The 4,289-nt window shown below is 62.2% G+C and carries 9 protein-coding genes; all 9 read left to right on the plus strand.

Going from position 1 to position 4,289, the window contains the following annotated elements:
• On the plus strand, window positions 1–96 hold a 96-nt coding region (locus EN906_RS24675), incomplete at its 5' end, for a 30S ribosomal protein S10 (protein WP_245484326.1).
• Window positions 97–157: 61 nt separating this feature from the next.
• Entirely contained in the window at window positions 158–886 is a 729-nt protein-coding gene (rplC, locus tag EN906_RS24680; protein ID WP_013531422.1) for a 50S ribosomal protein L3, read from the plus strand.
• Window positions 886–1,506: a 50S ribosomal protein L4 gene (gene rplD, locus EN906_RS24685; RefSeq protein WP_013531423.1), complete on the plus strand. Its 621-nt coding sequence runs from the start codon at window positions 886–888 to the stop codon at window positions 1,504–1,506. The genes rplC and rplD overlap by 1 nt, the downstream gene beginning before the upstream one ends.
• Window positions 1,503–1,796 carry a 50S ribosomal protein L23 gene (locus EN906_RS24690; protein WP_013531424.1) on the plus strand — a complete coding sequence of 98 codons (294 nt, stop codon included), beginning with the start codon at window positions 1,503–1,505 and terminating at the stop codon, window positions 1,794–1,796. The genes rplD and EN906_RS24690 overlap by 4 nt, the downstream gene beginning before the upstream one ends.
• A gap of 22 nt (window positions 1,797–1,818) precedes the next feature.
• Complete coding sequence (gene rplB, locus EN906_RS24695) at window positions 1,819–2,652, plus strand: 50S ribosomal protein L2 (RefSeq protein ID WP_024505067.1); 834 nt, start codon at window positions 1,819–1,821, stop codon at window positions 2,650–2,652.
• A gap of 16 nt (window positions 2,653–2,668) precedes the next feature.
• Window positions 2,669–2,947 (plus strand): 30S ribosomal protein S19, encoded by a 279-nt coding sequence (gene rpsS, locus EN906_RS24700; RefSeq protein ID WP_006205463.1) that lies wholly within the window; start codon window positions 2,669–2,671, stop codon window positions 2,945–2,947.
• A gap of 2 nt (window positions 2,948–2,949) precedes the next feature.
• Window positions 2,950–3,339 carry a 50S ribosomal protein L22 gene (gene rplV, locus EN906_RS24705; protein ID WP_006205462.1) on the plus strand — a complete coding sequence of 130 codons (390 nt, stop codon included), beginning with the start codon at window positions 2,950–2,952 and terminating at the stop codon, window positions 3,337–3,339.
• Window positions 3,339–4,064, plus strand: coding sequence for a 30S ribosomal protein S3 (gene rpsC, locus EN906_RS24710; protein WP_013531426.1), 726 nt, complete (start codon window positions 3,339–3,341; stop codon window positions 4,062–4,064). Before rplV ends, rpsC begins: the two co-directional genes overlap by 1 nt.
• A 27-nt stretch (window positions 4,065–4,091) precedes the next feature.
• On the plus strand, window positions 4,092–4,289 hold a 198-nt coding region (rplP, locus tag EN906_RS24715), incomplete at its 3' end, for a 50S ribosomal protein L16 (protein ID WP_127375448.1).

Here is a 4,289-nt window from a genome sequence, read left to right on the forward strand (position 1 = left end):
CGTCTGCTCGACATCGTCGATCCGACCCCGCAGACGGTCGATGCTTTGATGAAGCTCGATCTGGCCGCCGGCGTCGACGTCGAGATCAAGCTCTAAGGGAATGAGAGCGCGGTAAGGGGCGGTGCCCCTGGCCCGGAACTCTAAAGGAATTGAACCGATGCGTTCAGGTGTGATTGCAAAGAAGGTGGGAATGACCCGCATCTACAACGATGCCGGGGAACATGTTCCCGTCACCGTTCTCCTGATGGAGAACTGCCAGGTCGTGGCCCAGCGCACGCAAGAGAAGAATGGCTACACCGCCGTTCAGCTCGGCGTTGGCCTTGCCAAGGTGAAGAACACGTCGAAGGCGATGCGCGGCCATTTCGCGACCGCTTCCGTCGAGCCGAAGGCGAAGGTCGCCGAGTTCCGCGTCTCCGCCGACAACATGATCGATGTCGGCGCCGAGATCACCGTCGAGCACTTCGTCGCCGGCCAGAAGGTCGATGTGACGGGCACGACGATCGGCAAGGGCTTCCAGGGCGTCATCAAGCGCCACCACATGGGCGGTGGCCGTGCAACGCACGGTAACTCGGTTTCGCACCGGACGCACGGTTCGACCGGCCAGCGCCAGGACCCGGGCAAGGTGTTCAAGGGCAAGCATATGGCTGGCCACATGGGCGACACCCGCGTCACCACGCAGAATGTCGAGATCGTATCGACCGACGCCGACCGCGGCCTGATCCTGATCCGCGGTGCGGTTCCCGGATCGAAGGGCGCCTGGATCCTGGTCCGCGATGCGGCCAAGGTGGCACTGCCGGCCAATGCGCCGAAGCCTGCCGCGATCCGCGCCGTTGCTGCCGAAAGTGGCGCCAAGAACGAGGCTCCGGCCACAGAGGGAGCGGAATAATGGATCTCAAGATCACAACGCTGGGCGGCAAGGACGCCGGCAAGGTGGAACTCTCCGACGAGATTTTCGGCCTTGATCCGCGCGAAGACATCCTGCAGCGCGTCGTGCGCTGGCAGCTTGCCAAGAAGCAGCAGGGCACGCACAAGACCAAGGGTCGCGCCGAGATCGCGCGCACCGGCGCCAAGATGTACAAGCAGAAGGGTACGGGTCGCGCCCGTCACCATTCGGCACGCGCTCCGCAGTTCCGCGGCGGCGGCAAGGCCCACGGCCCGGTCGTTCGCAGCCACGAGCACGAACTGCCGAAGAAGGTTCGTGCTCTCGGCCTCAAGCATGCTCTCTCGGCCAAGGCCAAGAGCGCGTCGATCATCATCATCGACGAGCTGAAGCTGACCGAGGCCAAGACGAAGGCGCTGATCGCGAATTTCGCGACGCTGGGCCTGACCAACGCTTTGCTGATCGGCGGCGCCGAGCTTGACAAGAACTTCAAGCTGGCGGCGACGAACATCCCCAACATCGACGTGCTGCCCATCCAGGGCATCAACGTCTACGACATTCTGCGCCGCGGCACGCTGGTCCTTTCGAAGGCCGCCGTCGAGGCTCTCGAGGAGCGTTTTAAATGACCGACCTTCGTCATTACGACGTGATCGTCTCGCCGGCGATCACCGAAAAGTCGACCATGGCCTCCGAGCAGAACAAGGTCGTCTTCAACGTCGCCAAGAAGGCGTCGAAGCCGGAAATCAAGGCCGCCGTCGAAGCGCTGTTCGGCGTCAAGGTGATGGCCGTGAACACGCTTGTCCGCAAGGGCAAGATCAAGCGCTTCCGTGGCACGGTTGGCCGCCAGAGCGACGTCAAGAAGGCGGTTGTGACGCTGGCCGATGGTCAGTCGATCGACGTCGCGACGGGTCTCTGAGCAAGGCCGCGAGGACAGAACAATGGCACTGAAAAAATTCAACCCGGTAACGCCCAGCACCCGTCAGCTGGTCATCGTCGACCGCTCGGGTCTTTACAAGGGCAAGCCCGTCAAGGGTCTGACCGAAGGCCTGACCAAGTCGGGCGGCCGCAACAATCACGGTCGCATCACCGCCCGCTTCATCGGCGGTGGTCACAAGCGTTCGTACCGCATCATCGACTTCAAGCGCCGCAAGTTCGACGTCGTCGGCACGGTCGAGCGCATTGAATACGATCCGAACCGCACCGCCTTCATCGCGCTGATCAAGTATGACGATGGCGAGCTGTCCTACATCATCGCTCCGCAGCGTCTGGCTCCCGGCGACAAGATCGTCTCCGGTGAATCGGTAGATGTGAAGCCGGGCAATGCGATGCCGCTGGCTTCGATGCCGGTCGGCACCATCGTCCACAACATCGAGCTGAAGCCGGGCAAGGGCGCTCAGGTCGCCCGTTCGGCAGGTGGTTACGGTCAGCTAGTCGGTCGTGACCAGGGCATGGCGATCCTGCGCCTCAATTCGGGCGAGCAGCGTGTCGTTCACGGCTCCTGCATGGCCACTGTCGGCGCCGTGTCCAATCCGGACCACGGCAACATCAATGACGGCAAGGCCGGTCGCACGGTTTGGCGTGGCAAGCGCCCGCACAATCGCGGCGTGACCATGAACCCGGTCGACCATCCGCACGGCGGCGGTGAAGGCCGCACCTCGGGTGGCCGCCATCCGGTTTCGCCCTGGGGCAAGCCGACCAAGGGCAAGAAGACGCGGTCCAACAAGGCGACCGACAAGTTCATCCTGCGCTCGCGCCATCAGCGCAAGAGCTAAGAAGAGGTAACGCCAAGTGACTCGTTCGATTTGGAAAGGCCCCTTCATTGACGGCTACCTTCTCAAGAAGGTGGACAAGGTTCGTGAAGGTGGTCGCAATGAGGTGATCAAGATGTGGAGCCGTCGCTCCACCATCCTGCCGCAGTTCGTCGGCTTCACCTTCGGTGTCTACAACGGCCAGAAGCATGTTCCCGTCTCGGTGAACGAGGACATGGTCGGTCACAAGTTCGGTGAATTCGCTCCGACCCGGACCTATTACGGTCACGGCGCGGATAAGAAGGCGAAGAGGAAATAATCATGGGCAAGGCCAAAGCTCCGCGCAGGCTTGCTGATAACGAAGCGCGCGCCGTATTGCGCACGATCCGTATCAGCCCGCAGAAGCTGAACCTCGTTGCCGCGCTGATCCGCGGCAAGAAGGTCGCGACAGCGCTTTCCGATCTCGAATTCTCGGCCAAGCGGATTTCCGGCACGGTCAAGAAGACGCTGGAATCGGCAATCGCCAACGCGGAAAACAACCACGACCTGGATGTCGATGCACTGATCGTGGCGGAAGCCTATGTCGGCAAGTCGATCGTCATGAAGCGGTTCCATGCCCGTGGCCGCGGTCGCGCCAGCCGTATCGAGAAGCCGTTCTCGCACCTCACGATCGTCGTTCGTGAAGTCGAAGAAAAAGGGGAGGCCGCATAATGGGCCAGAAAGTCAATCCGATCGGTCTTCGCCTCGGCATCAACCGCACCTGGGATTCGCGCTGGTTCGCGAACACCGGCGAGTACGGCAAGCTGCTGCATGAGGACATCAAGATCCGCAAGTATCTCGAGAAGGAGCTCAAGCAGGCTGCCATCTCGAAGGTCGTGATCGAGCGTCCGCACAAGAAGTGCCGCGTCACCATCCACGCCGCGCGCCCGGGTCTGATCATCGGCAAGAAGGGCGCCGACATCGAGAAGCTTCGCAAGAAGCTGATGGAGATGACGAAGTCCGAGACGCACCTCAACATCGTTGAAGTGCGCAAGCCGGAAATCGACGCGACCCTGGTCGCCCAGTCGATCGCCCAGCAGCTCGAGCGTCGTATCGCGTTCCGCCGCGCCATGAAGCGTGCCGTTCAGTCGGCGATGCGCCTCGGGGCCGAAGGCATCCGCATCAACTGCGCCGGCCGCCTCGGCGGCGCCGAGATCGCGCGCATGGAATGGTATCGCGAAGGCCGCGTGCCGCTGCATACGCTGCGTGCGGACGTCGACTACGGTACGGCCGAAGCGCACACGGCTTATGGCATCTGCGGCGTCAAGGTCTGGGTGTTCAAGGGCGAAATCCTTGAGCATGACCCGATGGCTTCGGAGCGTCGGGCCAGCGAAAGCGATGCAGCGCATGGCGGTGGTGGTGATCGCGAACGCGGTCGTCGTCGCGAAAACGCCTGAGACATTTAGGAATTTGGAGTTAGAACGATGCTGCAGCCAAAGCGCACAAAGTTCCGCAAGCAGTTCAAGGGCCGTATCCATGGTACCGCAAAGGGCGGCACCAACCTGGATTTCGGTGGTTTCGGGCTGAAGGCGCTTGAGCCGAACCGCGTCACCGCACGTGAGATCGAGGCGGCCCGCCGCGCGATCACGCGTGAAATGAAGCGCGCTGGTCGCGTCTGGATC

It is taken from the genome of Mesorhizobium sp. M7A.F.Ca.CA.004.06.1.1, from assembly GCF_003999135.1.
Taxonomy (GTDB): Bacteria; Pseudomonadota; Alphaproteobacteria; order Rhizobiales; family Rhizobiaceae; genus Mesorhizobium.

Bases quoted from the DNA above. Each gene is read 5' to 3' on its own strand.
- rplC (WP_013531422.1), top strand. From the start codon at position 158: ATGCGTTCAGGTGTGATTGCAAAGAAGGTGGGAATGACCCGCATCTAC.
- rplD (WP_013531423.1), top strand. From the start codon at position 886: ATGGATCTCAAGATCACAACGCTGGGCGGCAAGGACGCCGGCAAGGTG.
- EN906_RS24690 (WP_013531424.1), top strand. From the start codon at position 1,503: ATGACCGACCTTCGTCATTACGACGTGATCGTCTCGCCGGCGATCACC.
- rplB (WP_024505067.1), top strand. From the start codon at position 1,819: ATGGCACTGAAAAAATTCAACCCGGTAACGCCCAGCACCCGTCAGCTG.
- rplV (WP_006205462.1), top strand. From the start codon at position 2,950: ATGGGCAAGGCCAAAGCTCCGCGCAGGCTTGCTGATAACGAAGCGCGC.
- rpsC (WP_013531426.1), top strand. From the start codon at position 3,339: ATGGGCCAGAAAGTCAATCCGATCGGTCTTCGCCTCGGCATCAACCGC.